Here is an 18,547-nt window from a genome sequence, read left to right on the forward strand (position 1 = left end):
CACGAGTGGAGCGCATATGACCGACCCCATCGAGCAAGCGATCGACCGCTACAACGCAGTCCTGACCCAACCAACCGGCAGACTGTGGGCGCCGGTGTGCCTCAGGCAAATCGAAGACGCTGTCGATGCGAAGTACGGTGCGGGCGCCTGGAAGCGGGACCTCGCACCCGAACTCAGTTCCGAGCTCGTCGCTGGCAAGCGCCTGGATCCGGCCATACTGGTCGCGCGGCTCAAGGACGCGGGATCCCACACTGACCGCACGCCACCAGACTCGAGTTCGCCGGCGCCAGCTGGGACCACACCGGCAATCTCGACGCTGCTGTCGGGACCACCGGACGGTGAACGTAAATGGCTCCAGGGCAACGCAGTTCTCCCCGCATTGGATCCGAGCGACAACACCGCGCTCAACGCGCTCGACGCAGGTATCGAGGCACTCAATCAGTCCTGGTTTGTCGTCGACCCGGCTCAAGCCTGGTTTCCGGACGGCGCGCGTTTCCCCGGCTCTGGCACGAACATCTCCCCTCTGGGCGCAACGTACGATCTGGCCAAGAACCTGATCCCGCAATGGCGCATCGCAATCGATACTCTGCTGAAGGCATTCGAGGGTTCGGGTGAGCAACTGATCGAACAGCAGCTGGTGAAGATCCGAGCTTCGCTCACCACGTTGGCCACCGACGCCGAGTCGTCGAGCGATCTGCACAATCAGATTGCGCGCTACGGGATCGCGGCAAACGACAGTTTTCAGCAGCTGCGCGGCGAGGAGCTGGCGAAACGAAAAGACATCGCCGACACCGCCAGAGAGGTGGCACGCGCGAAGATGAACGTGAGCCTCCCTCAGGGCATCCATGTCACCGACGAAGCAGTGGACAAGGCAGACGTCACCGCCTACAGCTCACGCGGCGAGTTCGTGAAGATCGCCCCCGCCGCGACCACGCTGAGCAAGACCGACGAAGTGACACGCCACGGCGCCGCAATCGCTGCCATCGCCAAACAGATCACCGTCCCGGCAGCCGTGGCACCGGAGCTGATTAGTGCTGGAGCGACCGGCGCAGACAATGGCACCGCGCATGGGACTACGCAGGCTGGTCGCCCCGGATCCTCTGTCGCCGCACCTGGCGGTCGGCCCGGGGCTTCGACTCCAGCCGGAGCGGGCAAGGGCGCCACTTCCGATCTGTCCAAACTGCTCTCTGCACTGGGCACCGGAGGACTCGGTCAACAGCTTCCGGGCGCTATCGCGCCCGCTCAACAAGCCGCTCAACAAGCCGCTCAACCCCTCAATCAGGCTGCCCAACAAGCCGCACAACAGGCAGGGAAGGTTCCCGAAGAGCTGCTCAAGTCATTGAAAAGCGCAGCTCCGGACAACCAGCGCCACACCGGTCTGGACACCGCGGCGGCCAAGGCCGCGGGCAAGGATCGCTCAGCGGCGACCACAGCGACATTCAGCCCGCCCGGGCCGGCCACGCCGAAGTCTGTGGGCATGCCGGGCAGTGACGCGCGTCCGCACCAGCTCGATGCCACCGGGAAGCCAGTGGACAAGGAACACACGGGGAAAGTCGACAAAGACGCTGTCCCCCTGTCCAAGAAGTCGATCAAGCCGTTCGATCTCGCCGTTCCGGCCAACGGACACAACGTGCAGGTGAAGAACATCCCGGACCCCCGCCTGGGCGAGATGATGCTGAACATGGCCGACGCCACCGCAGACAAGCCTTGTTCGGTGCTCGATGCTGCGAAGGCCTCCGGGATGGATCTGACCTCCCTGGGCGATCCCATCGACCCCGAAGACGTTCACGTGGGTGACGCGGTGATCGGTGCCTATCAGTCCGGAATGTACCTCGGTGAGGGGCTGGTGATGACTTCGACTGGATTGATCGAGGACCTCGCAGAGGTGCTCGGCGACAACGGTTTCATCTCCGAGATCCCGCTTCCGGATCTCCCCGATGATGCACCGCTGCCAGACGCCAAGGGCGAAGCACCGGTGGCCAATCCGGCACCTGCTCCGTCTGACTCTGCGGCTAGGGACATGACACCGCTTCCGCCGAATCCCGCGCCGGCCGTACCGAACGCGGCGCCGGCGCCCGCCGCAACACCGGCCAAGCCCGCGGCGGCAGCACCACCACAAGTCGCGCCCACTCCTCCCCCGCCTCCGCCGGTGCAACCCTCTGCACCACCCGCACCGCCGGCAGCCGCACCAGAGGTAGCACCCACGGGCCCGATGCCCCAACAGGTGAACTACCAAGGGCACGCATTGGGATGACGCGCCTCTGGCCATAATTCGGCCCGTGTCCGGGCACCCTGCGCCCCGTGATCAATGAGCAACTTCAGGCGATCCTCGAATCTGGACTGAGCACCACAACCGACGAACAGCCACCCACGTCAGATGCGCTAGCACAGCAAGATCCACCGCTGTCGGAGTTCGGAGACAGTCGTGGTGAATCTGCCCAGGACACAAACGAAGACGGCCAGGCTCGGCCCACCGAGGCGGATAGGCCCAAAGACACGGTTCAAGCGCGCATCCAGGCGGCCTTGACCGCCTATCCAGAGATGGCGCCGATCGCCGAGTCTGCCGGGGCCGATATTCGCATGAACCCTGACGGCACCATCAAAGTCTCCGACGCCATGCGCGCTGCGATGCGTGCGCTGGTTCCGGGACGTGACAAGGCCCCAGCTGACGCGCCCTATCGCAGCATCAACAGCTGGCTCACTGCTGACAACACCGTCACACCGGTGACCGAGACGTCACCGTACTTCACGGTCTCCCACTGGCATTGGCTGGCTGCCAAGTCGATGGTGCGCCAGATCCCGATCGAGTTGGGGCCGACTTTTCCGCATCTATCCACCTCAGAGGCGCAGATTAGTCACGACCTCACGGCGTGGCAGGCCCTCGACGAACACGGCCACTTGACCGACGAGGCCAAGCAGATGTTCGACGCAGTGACAGGTCACGCCGAACTGACTGTGTACTGCACGGTGCTTCTTTACGCACAGCGACGGGCGCCTGTAGAGGTTCCTGCCGAATTGAAGCCGTACGGCGTTCAGGCCGCGGTACGTGATGTCCCCCGTGTGACTTTCGTGATCGGCGTGGGCAAGCGCGAAGTGGTCTCAGCGCTGATCAACAACACCACCGTGGTGTTCAGCCGCCGACTGCGCCGCGATGGAGCCAGCGCCGACGCCGCGGCTGCTGTTCTTGACCTCTTGGACCCTGAAGGCCAATGGCCAGCCTATCCGCTCAAGACCCCGATCGTCCTGCCGGGGGCTGTGGTCGATCAACTCCACTCGGACTCGGATGCCTCGAAACTCTTCGACAGCGAACCCGAGCCGGACGCTGATGAGAAGATTCGTGCCGAAGCTGATGCGGTACGTGAGCGTGCGCGCAAGGCAGCCCGCAACGTACTGAAAGCAGCCAAGACGCCCGCAGGAGCTCAGGCAGCAATTGCGGAAATCGCGGGGTGCACAACCCACGCGCTGGCGACGGTGACGGTCAGCACGAATGATGTCGATGTGTCACGAGGCGAGCCCGGCGCTCTGGCCTTGGCCTTCATGCGGGGCCGGGGAATTATCGCCTCATACCCAAGCGGCTCGGGCATGTTCAAACGCATCACGTTCAAATCCGGCAACATAGACGGCATCAAAAACGGCATCGACGCGCTCAGCAATGCCTTCAGAGGGGCTTAGCGCGGATTTTTGCGCTACCATCTGCCTTGGAATCACCCATCGGCTACGACCATCGGAGAAAACATGGGTACAAGCGGCAGCGTTGCGATCGCTCCCGAAGACGCACTCAAGATCTGCGACAACCTGCAGAACGAGACCGACACTATGCGCCAGGCACTGGGACGGATCGGCAACACCATTGGCGATCTGCAGGCCCACAGCTACATCTCGGACACCATGGACGCGTTCCAGGGCAAGTTTGAGAGTGAGTCCAGCCCCCAGCTGCTGAAGGTCCTTAACCGGGCGGACGCCGCTGTAGCCGGCACGCGTGAAGTGATCCGGGTCCAGCTGGAGCGCCAGGCCAGCGGCGCCCAAGCGGTGCAGCGAGCGTAATCGGCCTCGGACAACCGACTCAGGAAAGGACCTAAACCATGACCAAGCAACTTCACCTCGACATCCCCGGAGCCCAGGGCGACGTCCACAAGCTCGACACGGATCTGAAGATCCTCGACGAAGCCGCGGGCCGGCAGCTTCAGGCATACCAGCAGCTTGCTGGCTCCGTTAAGGGCGTCGGCATGGACACCGCCACCGACTTCTCGCGTGAGCAGAACTCGGCGATCACCAGCGTTCACAGTGTCGTCGAGCATTGCCGGACCTCGACACAGGGCGCCATCAACGAGACGATCGGTTACGACCACAGCGTCGCCGGCGGCAAGATGACCGGGCAGTAAGCCGGATTTCCGGCGCAACAAGAAGGCCCCGCTCACCGAAATGGTGGCGGGGCCTTCTGCTTTGATGAAACAAAATGACTTCACGCGGCCGACAGCGGCACGCTCTGGGAGCCGTGTTCCCGGAGTGCTGCGTCCAGCCAGGCTGGCAGCTTCCGGCATGGGCCCAGGCGCATCACCGGCGCTCCGCCCATCCGCGTAGGAGGGATCGGCACCGTCACCTGGCCGGCGCTGACGATGCTGTCCCCGATCGCTAAGTTCAGTCCGGTAACCGGTGCGTATCCGATGGCGGCGGGGTGCTGGTGATCAGCACCGGTGTCCGGTGTGGTGAACAGGTACACACCACCACCGGGCAGCCCGGGCACCAGTAGCGTTGGCGCGGTGTGAAGCTCGAAGCGGTCACCGCTTGTTTCGGCCGCCCACCTACGCCAATGCGCCAGCGCGGTCCCGTCGGGAACGGCGACGGCGACCATGTGCGAAAACGGTATGTAGATCCCGGCGCTTGGCGTAATCACTCCAGCATCAAGCAAGGCTGGCGCGCGCTGAGCTCCAACGATTTTGGTGATGTGCCGGTAGTAGGTGGTCACACGTGCGTTGATCTGCTCGCCGGTTCTATCCACCTGGCCTTGGCCCGAGAGCTTGCCAGTGGACTCCTCCGGCATCGCAGCCTGCGAAGGGAAGCGCTGAGTCAGTTCCGCCAGCACAGTCAGAGTTTCGTCATCAAGACCGTCGGGAACTACGACGTCCGGACCGAGCATGGTCACTGCACAACCCGCGGCTGCGAGCTTGCGCAGGTATCCCTTCCACACCACCTGCGGTGAACGCGCGTCGAGCCCGGCGCCGAGTAGCGCTGCGATCGGGTCAGATCCGAGCATCATTGCCTCCCTGCTGATTGGAGGGGACGGGTTCGATATAGCGCGGAAGTCCAGGCGTATCTTCGTCACACCAGCTGATGACGCGTGCGTAGCTGCCACTCATGACGTCTCCTCTATCCACTGCTCGTGATGCGTCGTGTCGCTGACAGTGCGCTCTCGGTTCCTGGCCGCGGCCCGTACCCACATACGCACGTAGTCGGACTCGTTGAGCGCAATGGGGACGGTGTTGATCCCAAAGAAGTTCGTGCCGACCAAGACGCCATGCGCGACGTGGTTGGTGGCCAACTCCGCCAGCGTCGGCATGGTCGCGGATGCCCCATGGTGTCCTCCGCGTTCGAGTGCCCCGTGCAGCCGCGCGTACGAATTCTCTTTACTCACACGTACTCCCATCGGCTGCCCATCTCATTGACGTCAACGGCCAAGAACGCCTCGATACCGTGGTACTGCGCCACCGCTTCAAGGAACGGGGGCGGCGTGGCCATGACTTCCGCCAACTCCTCGGCGATCTCCTTGTCCGCCACGATCTCGTCGTGCATCCATAGGTGGACGTGATCAGATAGCCCGCGGCGATCCAATTCGAGAATCGCGTAGTGCATGATGTCCAGCGCCGAGCCTTGGCAGAAGTGATTGGGCGCAATGCGTTGTGCCACATCGCTCACCAGACGTCCGCCCTCGTAGAAGCTGAACTTCTGATCGACCACCCTGCCAGTAAGCGTGGTCACGTGCCCGAATCGTTGCGACTGCGCCTTGAGTGCGTCGATCAGCTTGTACAGAATCGGCAGCGATCCGCGGATCGTGTTCTGAACGAACCGAGCTTGATCCAATGACCAACCATATTGCAGCGAAGCGGCTTTGAGCCCCTGCCCGTACATGTCCGCAAGCATCTTTCGCTTGGCAAGCTTGCGGTCAATACCGGCTGCTTGCCCCACCGGCTCGTACGGATCCATGCCGGCGCGCATGTCAGCGATGAACTGCCTGTCTCCGGCCGCAGTCGCCAGCACCACGGGTTCGATCGATTTCCAGTCCGCCGAAATCCAGCCCTCGGCACCCGAATCAGCGACGATGACTCCACGTGCCCGTTTGGGAAACTGTTGAATTTCCGGCTTGCTCGCACTGTTGCCCGTCAGGTACGGGCCATGTTCGCCCCATGCGGTGAATGTGCCCGAATCAGTTGTCACACACCACACATCGCCTTCTCCGGCATCACTCACAACCATGTTGGCCAGGCTGGAGCGCCCTCGATGTAGCACGACGGCGGCCCCTGCAGGCGCGTCGAAGATCAGGGATCGCAGACCGAGACGATATCCCGCCAGCGCGAAAGCCTCGGCGTAGCGTCTATTGGGTGTCGGCAGCACGGTGACACCAGCGTGACTGGCGTTTGTCGCGTAGTGGCTCGCACCCTCCAGCATGTTCCAAAGCTCATCGAGAGACTTGTCGCACACCGAGTGCAGCGCGGTGTCTCGTGGCGCATGTTCGGGTACCCAGCAGGTTTCACCTTCGGTCTGCCAGCGCTCACGCAGGCTAGTCACCGTCGCGCGCCGCGTCTCGGCTGGACCGCGCAGAGCATCGGACAACTCGCCGGTGCGTTGTCGCGCAAGCTGAACAGTGACACGCCCGATGGTGTACGCGTCGTGCTGCGGGGCGGTCATGGAGTTCCCGCCTCCGCAGACCCCGGGAGTAATAGGCGGCGTGAGACGCAGATGGTCGGATTGCCGGGCACGGTCAAGAGGCTGAACCTTGCGCTTACCGGCGGTGTTCTCGGTAACCCAGCGGTGCTCGGGTGTGCAAATCAGTTCGATTCCGTCATCGAGTGTGTAACGGCGAAGCGGCGCATCGCTGTATCGGTGCACCGCCCGCACCGTCGTCCAGCGCCCGTCTGCATCCAGGGTGCGATCGCCGGTCCGGATCTGGTTCACAGACACGATGCCCCGGCGGGTCAGCAGCCGCTGATTCTCGGGCAGGCACATGCGGCCGGTGGCGCTGGCGCCCAAGATCTTGATTTCTGGATGTAGGCGCCCTGTGGGGCCTGCATTTTCGACTACCTTCTCGACGTAACCGCGGTCCTTCTCGTTGTCGAAAACAGCACGGTGCGCCATCACCAGCGGGTTCTTCAGTGCGTCACTGATGTGCTCACCGGTGAAGACCTCCAAGGCCTTCTTATCGGCTTTCAGGCGGCCTGTGTCGGTACGTGGCCATTGCTGGTGCAGCAGACCGCGGGCATCGAGGGTGTTGACCAGGTCAGAGGCATTGCCCGGGCGGATCCCCGCCTCGGCGAGAGTCGTTGCGGCGGCCCGCGTCTGCTCAGCAGTCTCTTCCAGAAAACGCTGGGGGAACTCTTTGTCGACCGCGTATCCGCGTGCCGTCCGCTCCAGCACTATCGCGTTGACGCGCTGGATGTCCTCAACGAGTGCTTCAGCGTCAGTGGCTGTGAGAACACCATGGCCGCCGTAACCCGCTGACGGGGCCGTCAGGTAGCGAGCGGCCTTGGCCATGATGCCGTGTCCGTTAACGCCGGGGACACCCCAAAGGCGCTTTGTCGCGACGGTGTCGGACAACGCACCCACTACATAGGTCGGAGTGTCGATATCAGTTCCCCGCCAACCGTCGTCCTTCTTAAGTCCTCGAGCGGAGAACACTTCGGTCATCGACGTGCGATCGTCGTCCATCACGCGGAACACGTTCGCGAGGTCTTCGAGTGTGCGGCCGGCCTTGGCGTTGGTCCCCACCATCCGCGCGGCGACCAGCGTGTCGCCGAGCTTGCGAATATGCGCCTTCGCCATGAGCCTGTGGGCGTACAGCGGAGCGATGTCGAAGCTGGCGCCGTGGAAGACCAAGCGGTCCGCGTGATCGAAGACCCGGGCCAGCATTCCGCGGTGTTCAGCGCGGCGCAGAGGATCGAACAACAGCGCCACCATGTCTTGACCGAGTTCGAAGGCCACGGTGACACACGTGATGGTGAACTTGTTGACGTCAAGACCATGGGTCTCGATATCGACGGCCACCGCGGCTGGCGGCGCCGACCGAAGCTCGTCGATCCACCTCGCCATCTGTTTGTCAGCGGTAACTAGATGCGCCCCGACCGTGTGGTCATAGAACTGGAACTCGACCGCGTTGACACGCGGCAGATCGACCACTGGCACGTTGGGCTCATCGGACACGCGGCCAGTCAAGCATCCGATGCCGACATCATTGCCATCTATTCGCCGACACGCCGATAGGCGGCATCGAAATAGGCATATCGCCCATTCGCCTGATCTCTACATCGAAATACCCGCCACTGCTGATCTCGCCGACACCGGCCGCCGCTCGCCACTGCTGCACATTTCCGCCTCTGCGATGTGCACACCTTTTCGTGGTGCGATCGTTTCGGTGTGCACGGTTTCTCGCCGCGTTGACCTGCGTAAATGGTCAACAAGGCGTGCACTTCTCGGCCTACCAGCGGTTTTACGGAGATGCCTTGTAAGTGGGGGGTGCCTCGGCGCGGCTCTGGCTTCATAAAATTGCCCACACGGTAGGTCTATAAAGAAACCCCAGGTAGATATATGTAATTAGTTTAGCTAATTATTTGTTTTACCCGTTACGTGAGGCAAAGCCGGCCAGAACGCGTGTGTACATGTGCACGCCGAGGGCGTCTCCGAGGCACCCCCCACCTACAAGGCATCAACGCAAACACGCAGGTAGGCCAACAAGTACACGCCATGTTGACAGAAACCGCAGGTCAACAGGGAAAGTTACACACCACGACGAACAGATTCACGCCAGCCGCGGAGAGCCGGGGCTGGCGGGTGGGCTGTGAGTCGATGCCGGGCAGCCAGACATAGTTGAGGCCTGGCGCGAGTTTGACGGGAACCCGTCGACCAACCTGCCGAAACTTACTTTCGCACAATGCCCTGGGGACGTGACAGGCAACAACCGGCAACTAGCCACGCGCCGCCCATTCACTCCCCACCGACTTCCCCACACATTTCCCCTGATTGAGAGCTGGATGGCGCCCACTTGTCAGACCCCAGGCGTACAACGACACGCAGAAACAGAAGAGGTGTTGCGTAGGCATCACAACCGGCATTACGCTCACCGAGACGACGGCAATTGCCGGTGATGGAAACGTGGATGATTCGCAAATTCGATTCATCTCCTCCGGATGCCGGACATCCTCGTCACTCGGACCGACCACTTCAAGGGGACCGCACTCATGACCGCTTCACCGCCGTTAGTACCCACGGCTCCGCCTCTACACGGGGTTGCCCCTGCGGGCCTGCTCGCACCACAAGCACCTGCCCCGACTGGTGCCACATCGACTCTGTCGACAGACGAAATCGTGGCGTTCATCGAGGCGTCGGCTGACCCCGCTGCCGAACTCGCACACCTGGTCCTGCAGGTGTCCATGCGCGCAGCCACGGCGACGCGACAGGGCCAAATTCTGAGCTCCGTCAACAGCCGGTGCGCGAAGGCATTGAAGGCGGTCCGCGTCGCGCTGCTCACCGCCGTGGCCAACACCCCTGGCGTCTACGACGGATTCACGGTCACTCAGAAGGCAGGGGCGCGCTCGGTCAAGTACGACCTGTTCGAGGAGCGCTACCCCGATGTGTACGCCGAGCTGGTTTCCGTCGCCGCGCCAACGCTGAACCTCAGCTACACCTGAGGCCCGTTTCCACTCACCCACCACCCAAGGAGATATCCACCATGTCTGCACCAGTAGCCGTTCCCGCACTCAGTGACATCACACACCCGCCCGCCGCCGCTGTCGCACCGCCTGTTGTCGCTCCGGTGGCCGCTCCCGTTGCGCCCGTTGCACCGCCGGCAGCTCCGGCCACACCAACGGTCAGCCCGGTTGCACCCGTTGCGCCGGTCGTACCCTTGAACACCGCGGCGCCGATTGTTCCGGCTCCCACAGCCGTTCTAGATGCCCCGGTTACTTCGTCTGAGCCGGTCCCCGTACCTGCGCCAGCCGCTCCCGCCGTCACTCCAGTGACCGTGGCTGCCGTCGAGCCGGCACCCTCGACTTCCCCGATCGCCGGAATCGCTCCGGTCACACCGCCTCCGGTCGCGCCATCTGTCGCCCCTCCGGTGGCCCTGATCTCTGCACCAGCTGCGGCTGCTCAACCGGCACAGACCGCAGAACCCGCCCCGGCGCCTGAACCGGTCTATGCCCAGGGCACGGTCGTTGGCGCCGTTGATGTGGCACCAGTGGTTGCACCGGTTGTCGCAGCACCGAGTGTCGAATCGGTAGCTGCGCAAGCTGTCTCGGTGCCTGTGTCGGACAGCGTGCGGGCATTCGCAGCCCGGCACAACATCGACCTATCGACCGTGACAGGAACCGGCAGTCGCGGGCGTATCACCCGCAAGGATCTCGAAGCGATCGTCGCAGCAGCTGCGGCACTTAGCTCCGAGGCCCCTGTCGCAGAGCCCGAAGTCGCCGCAGCGCCGGTAGCCGAGCCTGTTGCGCCTCCGGTGGTTCCTGCGCCCTCCCCCGCCTCGGTGGCGCCGGTTATCGTTGAGCCCACCACCACACCGGTGGAACCGGCTCCCGCACCTGCTTTCTCGGCGCCGATCGTCGCCGCCCCGAGCGCCACAGAGGAGCCCGCACCTTCGGCTCTTACACCGGCAGCACCCGTTGACTCATCCCCGTCCCAGGTGGTCAGTGGCGGACTCAATCTGCGCGTGCCGATCGACCTGAGCGCCGGGAACAAATTCGCGTTCGATGCCGGAACCGACTTGGTAGCGCTTGCTCGCGATGTCCTGCCCGCTCTGAACGTGCTGTCGGCGTTCGTCGAGCTCACCGTCGAAGGTCCTGCACTTGTGGTCACCGTGGCCGCGACGACGGCGGTCAGCTTGTGACCGCTGTACCTTCAGACATCCTCGACAGCCGGGCACTGGGTGCGCAAGCACCCGGTGCGCAGCCGATCCTGTTGCCTCGCCCGGTATCTGGCCGCAGCGATGGCCTGATCCCTGTACGTGTTGCTCCCCTGGTCTCGCACGATTCCGAAGAGTCGGGCGCTGCTGCTGAGAAAGTCACCGAGACTGTCATGGACATGCAGCTGATCGTGGATTACACGAACGCGTTGGCCAAGCGAACAGCCGCCAATATCCAGGCTGACAACATCACTGAGCTCGCGCAAGCACACGAACACCCGCAGCAGGGTGCCGCGTGCCTGCGGTGCTCGGTTCTTGGTTCCTCGCGCAACCTGACACTGGGAACCACGCTGCTGGAAATTCTCGCGCGCACCAATGCCGACGAAGAGTGGAACCACAGCCAGGAGTGCACGGACACCAAAATCATCTCGCGGCTGAAGCGATTGGTAGTCAGTGCTACATCCCTGAAAGACATCTACGGCCCCCACTGGGGTCCAGTGATGCTCACATGCCTGCGTATCGAGGCTGCTGATTTCGCACTGCTGCACCATCTCACGCAGAAATACCAACACAGCAAGGTGCTGACCGTGCACACGCGCGAAGCACTGGCGGCGTACCACCTCGCTATGGTGACTTGCCCATTCACGAGCACTGTGCGCGGTACGGCCAATCCGATGCTTCGCAGCGCGGTAGCCGTGCGTCTGGCCACCGCAACCGCAATGGTCGCCGTCGGCAAGCCACCGGTCTGGCTTGATCACCTGCCTGCCCCGGTTCTGTGAACACTCACGCACAGCCGCTCGACACGGCGATACCGACCCCTGACGGATTCCGCCGCCTGGACGATCTCGTCCACGGCGACACGGTGTTTGGTTCCGATGGAACCCCGATACCGGTTCTTGCCGTCAACGACATCGGATCCGTTTCGATGGCGCGTCTGCATTTCGATGACGGCGCCAAGACCGACGTAGCCGCGCAAACTCTGTGGCAGGCTCGTGACGGCGCCACCGGCGCGATCGGCATCTATCGCACCGCTGATATCTGCGCCAATCTGGTGCTGCCGGGAGGTGCACCGCGTTGGACGATCCCGACTGCGGCAGCCGTTGCGTTCCCGGAGGCCGCTGGTCTCCCGGTCGACCCCCTAACCTTCGGGTCCGAACTGCGCAGCGGCGAGGCTACTGACGCAGGCCTTCTTTGGCGGTACCTCACCGCGGACGTCTCACAGCGGCGCGAAACGCTCGCCGGTGTACTGGGCACGCGGTCCAGCATCGGAGCGTCGGCTCCCTCCATGGCGCTGGCCGCCGCTGGCTCTCTGATCCGTTCACTGGGCGGACTGCCCACATGGGTTCGGCACGGAGCCGGATACAGCCTCGTGCCGTTGTGGGGGCGCGACGATGAACTGCGCCGCGAAATCGTTTCGTTCGAGCAGGTTCCCGATCAGCCTTGCCGCGCAATCACGGTGGCCGCAGCTGACGGGCTGTACGTCACTGGCGGTGACTTCGTTCTCACGCTCGGCGCCGCGATCGCCGAACAGCGAGGCGCCGCATGACAGTCACCGACTTGGCTCCCGCCGCAGATCAAGAGCAGATGGCTTTCCCTGTCGCAGCCCCTGCAACCAACGAGCCACGTGCACTGCGCGAGTTTCAGATCGAAGCCGCCGATGCGGTATGCGCTGCCTACAACCGTGGCGTCGTGGGACCGGCGGTCGTGCTGCCGACCGGGACGGGAAAAACGACCGTCATCGCAGAGCTGGCGCGCCGTGAGGTGACCAACAGCGGCCGGGTGCTGCTGATGGCACACCGCGACGAATTGATCAAGCAGATGGCCATTGCCGTCTCAGCGGTGAACCCGGCCGGCCCCGTCCCCTCGCTGATCGGAGGAGACAATCGCGATGACCCGACTGCTCAGATTGTCTCGGCCACAGTGCAATCACTACAGACTGAGACAGCCCTAGCCAGAATCGGGCACCGCGACCTCGTCATCGTCGACGAGGCCCACCACGCGCCCGCCCGGACCTACCGCAAGGTGCTCGACCACTTCACTGCTCTGGGCGCGCGCCGCGCCGGATTCACCGCGACGATGATCCGTCACGCCCCGAGCAGGGACGAGCCCGCCTTGAGGACCATCTGGGAAGAAGTGGTTTTCGAGCGGGACATCAACTGGGCCATCGAAAACGGCTTCTTGATCGCGCCAGAAGGCGTGACCGTTGAACTCCCGGAACTTGATGTCTCGAAGCTGTCCTCCGGTAGTGGCGGAGACATCTCCGACGAGGTCGCTGAAGAGGCGATGATGCGGGAGACCACGCTAAACGCCACTGTCGAGGCGGTGTTGACGCGCACCGAGGGCCGCTCATCCATCGTCTTTGGCGCTTCGTTGTTGCACTGCGAGCAACTAGCCAAGTCCCTTGTCGAACAGGGTGTTTCCGCCGAAGTGGTTGTCGGAGAGACCAAAACCCGCGTCCGTAACGGCATTTACAACCGATTCCGACACGGGAGCACCCAGGTGCTGGTGACGGTCGACGTGCTCACCGAGGGAGCAGACTTCCCTCGCTGCGAAGCGGTCGTGCTGGCCAGACCGACGCGCAGCCAGTCCAGGCTTGTCCAATGTGTAGGGCGCGCTCTGCGACCACACACCTTCGAAGACGGAACCGTCAAAGACACCGCTCTCGTCGTGGACCTCGTGGGCGCCGGATCCCTCGGGCTGATCGTCAAGACCCGCCTGGACCCCGAACACCGCGAGAAGCCGGAGAGCGACGAAGACGGGTTCGGTTGCTTCTGCCAGCAGCCCTGCACAAGTGACGAGTGCGACTTCTCCTGCACCGGAATAGGTTGTGAATGCAACTGCACGTGTGCGAACGAGTCGTCTGAGTCAGGCCCAGCCAGCGACCCCGTGTCCAGTGTCCCCTGCACATGCACATGCACGCTGACCTTCGGACTGTGCCGTTGCGGTTGTGAATGCGACCTGCACCGGGTAGATCCGCTGCGGACTTTCGATCCGGTTACCGGCGACGTCCTAGCCGCCGGAAAACAGCGGCGAGGCGACTCCAGCTGGTCGCAGCGCACCTCCACCATCCGCTGGGTACACCACCCTCGCGGCCTCGTGCGCTCGGTGTACCGCGCCAACGGCCACAAAGGCGTACTGATGCTCGCCGATATGCGTGGTGTCGCGGGGACCGTCGCGGGCCGTGATTGGGCCTTCGGATTCTTCGACAGCACGGTGCACCGCATGTTCTGGGTCGGCCTCGATGGGCAGTGGACCGAACCGGGTCCCAGGTGCTACCTGCAAGGGCTGAGCCTGGCAGAGGCAGACGCGCTGGCGCAGAATATCTTTCCCGATCACATGCGTGATCTCCCCCGCGCAAGGTCCTCCGATGCGCAGATCGACTTCGCGTCGCAATTGGGAGTCCCCGACGCCGGCCAGCTCGACCGCCGTGACCTTAGCGACCTGATCGCACTCGCCCAAGCCGAGAAGTGGCTCCCGGCCTTCCAGCGCCCCGGCGCCGTTGAAACCGCAGCTTGACAGACCGACCACGAAACGCAGGAGGAGGACCGATGTCGATGACGCAGGAAGTGCGTGACGAGTTGAGTCGCGCCACATCAATACACCAGGGGTGCAGGCGTGTTCAGGTCGCAGCTATCGTCCGACTCGCTGGTGAGCTTCGTGTCTCCCGTACCGGGCTGACGGTGCACATCGAGGTCGGCACCGGTGCCGTCGCGCGGTACCTGCGCCGGGAAATCGCAGCGCTGTATGGCCACAAAGCAGTAGTGATCGTGAACAGCGAAACCGGATTGCGCCGTGGTGCCCGTTACACGGTGCGCGTGAGCGAAGGTGGGCGTGATCTCGCCCTACAGACTGGTCTCATCGACCTGCGCGGCCGGCCCGTCACCGGGCTACCCGCGATGGTGGTCGGCGGATCACCGGGCGAGGTCGCCGCAGCCTGGCGCGGCGCCTTCATGGTCGCTGGATCATTGATCGGACCGAGCCGATCCAGCGCGCTGGAGATCAGCTGCCCCAACCCCGAAGTGGCATTCGCGCTGACCAGCTGCGCGCGCCGGCTGGGTGTTCAGTCGATGGTGCGCACGGCTCGTGGCATCGACCGTGTCGTGATTCACGACCATGACAGCATCGGAACGCTCTTGACCCGAATCGGTGCAGACGAGTCGCGCATCTCCTGGGAGCGGCGAATCGCTCAGCGCGCAATGCAGTCGACCGCAATCCGGCTGGTCAACCTCGATGACGCCAACGCGCGTAGATCAGCACGAGCAGCGGCAGCCACGGCGGCCAAGGTGAAGCAGGCACTAGCGATTTTGGGGGCAGAAGCACCCGAGCACCTGGTGCACACCGGACAGCTTCGCCTGGATCACCGCGAGGCATCTCTGGAAGAGCTTGGGCAGCTCGCCCAGCCGCCCATCACCAAAGACGCTGTCGCAGGCCGGTTGCGGCGGTTGCTCATCATGGCCGACCGCCGCGCCGCCGGAGAAGAGCAGGACGAGCTCGATTCAGAGCGCCCCGACGGTGGGGCCGTCCGACTCCTGGCAGGTGCGTAATCCATGGATACCACCGATGTGTGCACCTGCCCTGATGGCCGCAATCACGTGGACTGCCAAGAACATCGGTGTAGCGACATTCGCCAAGCCCTGGACACTCCCATCTGGATTGAGCTCGCCTGGGAGATGGACCTCAACTGGGCGGGCAATGCCGGTGAGTTGTTCTGGCAGCACGGCCGGATCGAGCTGTGGACGTTCGACCAGCCCCCAACCGAGAAAGCACAGGAGACTAAGCATGTTGAGTGACTGGGAATCCCACAACATTCCACCTTTCAAGTTGCCTGATATGAGCCCGCGGCATGCGCCAAAGACCTTGTTTCGGCCGCACACGGTGAACGTTCAGCGCGATCAGGACGCAGAAGTCGTGATCGTCAGCATTTCCGGCAATCGACTGTTCAACGGAACACCGCATTTCGGCTGGCTCGATACGTGGGAATGGGATCGCGATCGTGACCCTCGGGAGCCATGGATCGACGACCTTATCGCCGAGGTGGTGAATCGATGAGTCCACGAAGATGGCCCATTGCGGCCGCACTGGCACTCGTGCTCACCGCCTGCGGGAATGGACCAGCTGAAGGAAAGGTCGTAGACACCGAGTACAGCCCCGCGTGGACCCAGTACGTGCCGGGCACCCCGGGATCAACGACATGCAGTGGGAGCCCGCCACGCTGCAACACATATCCCGGCACGCCGCCACAGTGGATCCCCCACTCGGAATCTTGGCGCCTGAGATTGGACAACGGGAAAGAGATCGGCTGGCGCGAGGTCAGTCGGGAGGAATACGAGGCGTGCACGCACGATCAGCACTACCCCGAATGCGCGAAGGGCGAGACTCGATGAGCTGCCGATACGCGACGAAGCGCCTGTTTCCGACAAGCGAACTCGCCCAGGCAGGCGCACAGGATATCCGCGCGACAGTGGAATCCGCGGGCCGCACTTTCCAGACGCTCCACCCATACAAGTGCCCCGACGACGCGGGGCACTGGCACCTTTCGCACTACCCGCAGGGCTTTGCCACCTGCTCGTGGTGCCGACGTCGCGCGGAGGCCTGGTACGGCGGGAAGTTCTGGGTGATGGCAGCCCACACCAGCGGCGACGAACCTTGCCTGGGCGTTGGCGGCATGGGCAGCGACGGGGGTGACTTCCAATGAACATCGCCATGGCACCGCATGATTCAGCTCGCATGGCCTACGCAAGGGCCGCGTTCCTGCGGGCTTACCAATGGCAACTCGAACTCGACGTGATCGCCGGGCATATCCCGGAGTGGAACGCCAGCTTGAATCTCCATCAGATGCGCGAACGCTGGGCGACAGAGAACATCATCGATTGGGCCAAAAGTATGGGTTTGGCTCCGATCTGGCTTCCGTTGCCGCCCAAACTCGGGCCCGGCTTCCCTCCTCTGAAGGAAAGTCTTCGAAACTACGGCGGTACGGTATTCGCTTCGAGGCGCCACGGCCCTGGCGAGAATCAGCAACAACTGCGCGACGCCGACCCAACCTGCACGCATCTGTGGATGGTCAATATGCGGTGCGGGGTGGAGTGCAACGACTGCCGCGGGTGGTTCGACGGGTGGCGTTGGCGGAGTCAGCTGACATGAGCATCGCCCAGCAGTACCCAGCGCGCACCGACGCCAACGGAAACACCTGGTACCGGCCAGTGCGCCCCAAGGGATTTGACTTCGACCAGTGGGGGTGGACGTCCGACCCCGCGCAGGCCGACCCGAGTTACGCCGCGGCAGCCGTGGTCTGCGCGAAGACGGCACCGGGGACTTCGCTGACGCCGGAGGACCGCGCTGCTGTCTTGGAGTTTCGGCAGTACCTCGCCGGTCTGCCCCTCCCATACGTGCCGGTTCTCGTCGACGTTCCCAGCCACACCACTGATCAGGGATAGGAGTATCCGGTGAATCCACTGACGCAACAGGTCAAATACGAACTGAATCGGGTACTTCCGTCTCCCTGCGACAAGCCTTCGACCAGACGTGCGCAGGTCTCAGCGATGCTGCGCTTCGGCGGCGGGTTTTTCAGTGAGGGCCGCCGCTGCTGGATCGACGTCGAGCTCGATACGCTCGAAGCCGCGGTGTTCTTGCGCGACGAGATCACCAAGCTCTTCGACGCGGCGCCGCGCGCGTTCGAGCTCTCGGCGGGAACCTTCAAGGTGCGCCAGATACATCGCGCCCACAACCTAGCGGTGCAGGTGGGCCTGCTCAGCCCGTCGGGTCGACCGGTGGTAGGGATGGCGCCGACGGTGGTCGCCGGCACACGCGCTGACGCGGCAGCCGCACTTCGCGGTGCGTTCTTGGCACGCGGACAGATCATCACCCACGAGCTCCGCCGACCTCGCCTCGAGGTTGTGTGCCCGACTGCCCCAGCGGCGATGGCACTCGGTGGGTTCGCCCGCCGCCACGGAGTACAGAGTCAGATGCGCGAATACACCCGCGACGGAGTATCTGTCGACGTATTCGAGATTCGCAAGACCCCGGAGATGGGGAGATTCCTCATAGCCGTGGGAGCACCTGAAGCTGCGCACACCCTCATGAGCACGCACCGCGAATCGATGCGCGTCGAGAACCTCGAGGCTGCCAACAGCTCCAGGTTCATCCAGGCGGCACACGACCAAGCCGAATCAGTGGGGCGTGCGCTCCGAATCCTCGGCGATGACGTGCCACCACAGCTGGCAGAGGCGGCGCGACTACGCCTGGAGAACCCGGAAGCCCGAATGAGCGAGCTTGCAGCCAACGCCGATCCACCGATCACCAAGGACGCCTACGCCGGCCGAATCTGGCGCCTGCTGCAGCGCGCAGAAGAGCGCGCGAGGGACTCGGCAGCAGATTCCGACAGTGCCGCCGCTCGATAGACCGCAACCATCACTAGTGATATTCTCTATTTTAGAGAATATG

General features: G+C 63.5%; 17 protein-coding genes and 1 pseudogene. 15 read left to right on the forward strand and 3 right to left on the reverse strand.

Annotated features, from left to right (window positions below; translation table 11 throughout):
- Positions 1-16 precede the first annotated feature (16 nt).
- The 4 genes from AOT87_RS07680 to AOT87_RS07695 all read left to right on the forward strand — a co-directional run bounded on the left by AOT87_RS07680 (position 17) and on the right by AOT87_RS07695 (position 4,382).
- Entirely contained in the window at positions 17-2,254 is a 2,238-nt protein-coding gene (locus AOT87_RS07680) for a hypothetical protein (protein WP_057969925.1), read from the forward strand.
- Between the two features lie 47 nt (positions 2,255-2,301).
- Positions 2,302-3,672: a hypothetical protein gene (locus AOT87_RS07685; RefSeq protein ID WP_057969924.1), complete on the forward strand. Its 1,371-nt coding sequence runs from the start codon at positions 2,302-2,304 to the stop codon at positions 3,670-3,672.
- Positions 3,673-3,735: 63 nt separating this feature from the next.
- Positions 3,736-4,044 carry a hypothetical protein gene (locus tag AOT87_RS07690; RefSeq protein ID WP_005102726.1) on the forward strand — a complete coding sequence of 103 codons (309 nt, stop codon included), beginning with the start codon at positions 3,736-3,738 and terminating at the stop codon, positions 4,042-4,044.
- A gap of 38 nt (positions 4,045-4,082) precedes the next feature.
- Positions 4,083-4,382, forward strand: coding sequence for a hypothetical protein (locus AOT87_RS07695; RefSeq protein ID WP_005102806.1), 300 nt, complete (start codon positions 4,083-4,085; stop codon positions 4,380-4,382).
- Between the two features lie 80 nt (positions 4,383-4,462).
- Here the strand turns inward: AOT87_RS07695 and AOT87_RS07700 are convergent, their stop codons facing one another.
- The 3 genes and pseudogenes from AOT87_RS07700 to AOT87_RS07710 form a co-directional block, all read right to left on the reverse strand.
- Positions 4,463-5,254, reverse strand: a complete 792-nt coding sequence (locus AOT87_RS07700) for a hypothetical protein (RefSeq protein WP_057969955.1) — start codon at positions 5,252-5,254, stop codon at positions 4,463-4,465.
- A gap of 165 nt (positions 5,255-5,419) precedes the next feature.
- A pseudogene (locus tag AOT87_RS29245) lies at positions 5,420-5,563 on the reverse strand (PPE domain-containing protein); the annotation flags it as partial.
- A 65-nt stretch (positions 5,564-5,628) separates the two neighbouring features.
- Positions 5,629-8,412 (reverse strand): DNA polymerase, encoded by a 2,784-nt coding sequence (locus AOT87_RS07710; protein ID WP_057969922.1) that lies wholly within the window; start codon positions 8,410-8,412, stop codon positions 5,629-5,631.
- Positions 8,413-9,572: 1,160 nt separating this feature from the next.
- On the opposite strand from AOT87_RS07710, the gene AOT87_RS07715 reads away from it, so the two are divergent.
- The 11 genes from AOT87_RS07715 (at position 9,573) to whiA (AOT87_RS07770) (ending at position 18,504) form a co-directional block, all read left to right on the forward strand.
- On the forward strand, positions 9,573-9,896 hold the full coding sequence (locus AOT87_RS07715) for a hypothetical protein (protein ID WP_005102454.1): 324 nt from the start codon (positions 9,573-9,575) through the stop codon (positions 9,894-9,896).
- 41 nt (positions 9,897-9,937) lie between these two features.
- A complete protein-coding gene (locus tag AOT87_RS07720; protein WP_057969918.1) occupies positions 9,938-11,092 on the forward strand; it encodes an E3 binding domain-containing protein in 1,155 nt (384 codons plus the stop codon).
- On the forward strand, positions 11,089-11,886 hold the full coding sequence (locus AOT87_RS07725) for a hypothetical protein (RefSeq protein ID WP_057969917.1): 798 nt from the start codon (positions 11,089-11,091) through the stop codon (positions 11,884-11,886). The genes AOT87_RS07720 and AOT87_RS07725 overlap by 4 nt, the downstream gene beginning before the upstream one ends.
- Complete coding sequence (locus AOT87_RS07730) at positions 11,883-12,653, forward strand: hypothetical protein (RefSeq protein WP_057969916.1); 771 nt, start codon at positions 11,883-11,885, stop codon at positions 12,651-12,653. Before AOT87_RS07725 ends, AOT87_RS07730 begins: the two co-directional genes overlap by 4 nt.
- The gene (locus AOT87_RS07735; RefSeq protein WP_057969915.1) at positions 12,650-14,623 is read left to right on the forward strand and encodes a DEAD/DEAH box helicase; all 1,974 of its coding nucleotides are present in this window, start codon (positions 12,650-12,652) and stop codon (positions 14,621-14,623) included. The genes AOT87_RS07730 and AOT87_RS07735 overlap by 4 nt, the downstream gene beginning before the upstream one ends.
- 32 nt (positions 14,624-14,655) lie before the next feature.
- On the forward strand, positions 14,656-15,651 hold the full coding sequence (gene whiA / locus AOT87_RS07740) for a DNA-binding protein WhiA (RefSeq protein WP_057969914.1): 996 nt from the start codon (positions 14,656-14,658) through the stop codon (positions 15,649-15,651).
- Positions 15,652-15,654: 3 nt separating this feature from the next.
- Positions 15,655-15,897 carry a hypothetical protein gene (locus tag AOT87_RS07745; RefSeq protein WP_049233034.1) on the forward strand — a complete coding sequence of 81 codons (243 nt, stop codon included), beginning with the start codon at positions 15,655-15,657 and terminating at the stop codon, positions 15,895-15,897.
- Positions 15,898-15,937: 40 nt separating this feature from the next.
- The gene (locus AOT87_RS07750) at positions 15,938-16,156 is read left to right on the forward strand and encodes a hypothetical protein (RefSeq protein ID WP_237085101.1); all 219 of its coding nucleotides are present in this window, start codon (positions 15,938-15,940) and stop codon (positions 16,154-16,156) included.
- 642 nt (positions 16,157-16,798) lie between these two features.
- Positions 16,799-17,248 carry a hypothetical protein gene (locus AOT87_RS07760; RefSeq protein WP_057969912.1) on the forward strand — a complete coding sequence of 150 codons (450 nt, stop codon included), beginning with the start codon at positions 16,799-16,801 and terminating at the stop codon, positions 17,246-17,248.
- The gene (locus AOT87_RS07765; RefSeq protein WP_057969911.1) at positions 17,245-17,541 is read left to right on the forward strand and encodes a hypothetical protein; all 297 of its coding nucleotides are present in this window, start codon (positions 17,245-17,247) and stop codon (positions 17,539-17,541) included. The genes AOT87_RS07760 and AOT87_RS07765 overlap by 4 nt, the downstream gene beginning before the upstream one ends.
- Positions 17,542-17,550: 9 nt before the next feature.
- Positions 17,551-18,504, forward strand: coding sequence for a DNA-binding protein WhiA (gene whiA / locus AOT87_RS07770; RefSeq protein ID WP_057969910.1), 954 nt, complete (start codon positions 17,551-17,553; stop codon positions 18,502-18,504).
- Positions 18,505-18,547 lie beyond the last annotated feature (43 nt).

Source organism: Mycobacteroides sp. H003 (genome assembly GCF_001440135.1).
GTDB lineage: Bacteria > Actinomycetota > Actinomycetes > Mycobacteriales > Mycobacteriaceae > Mycobacterium > Mycobacterium gwanakae.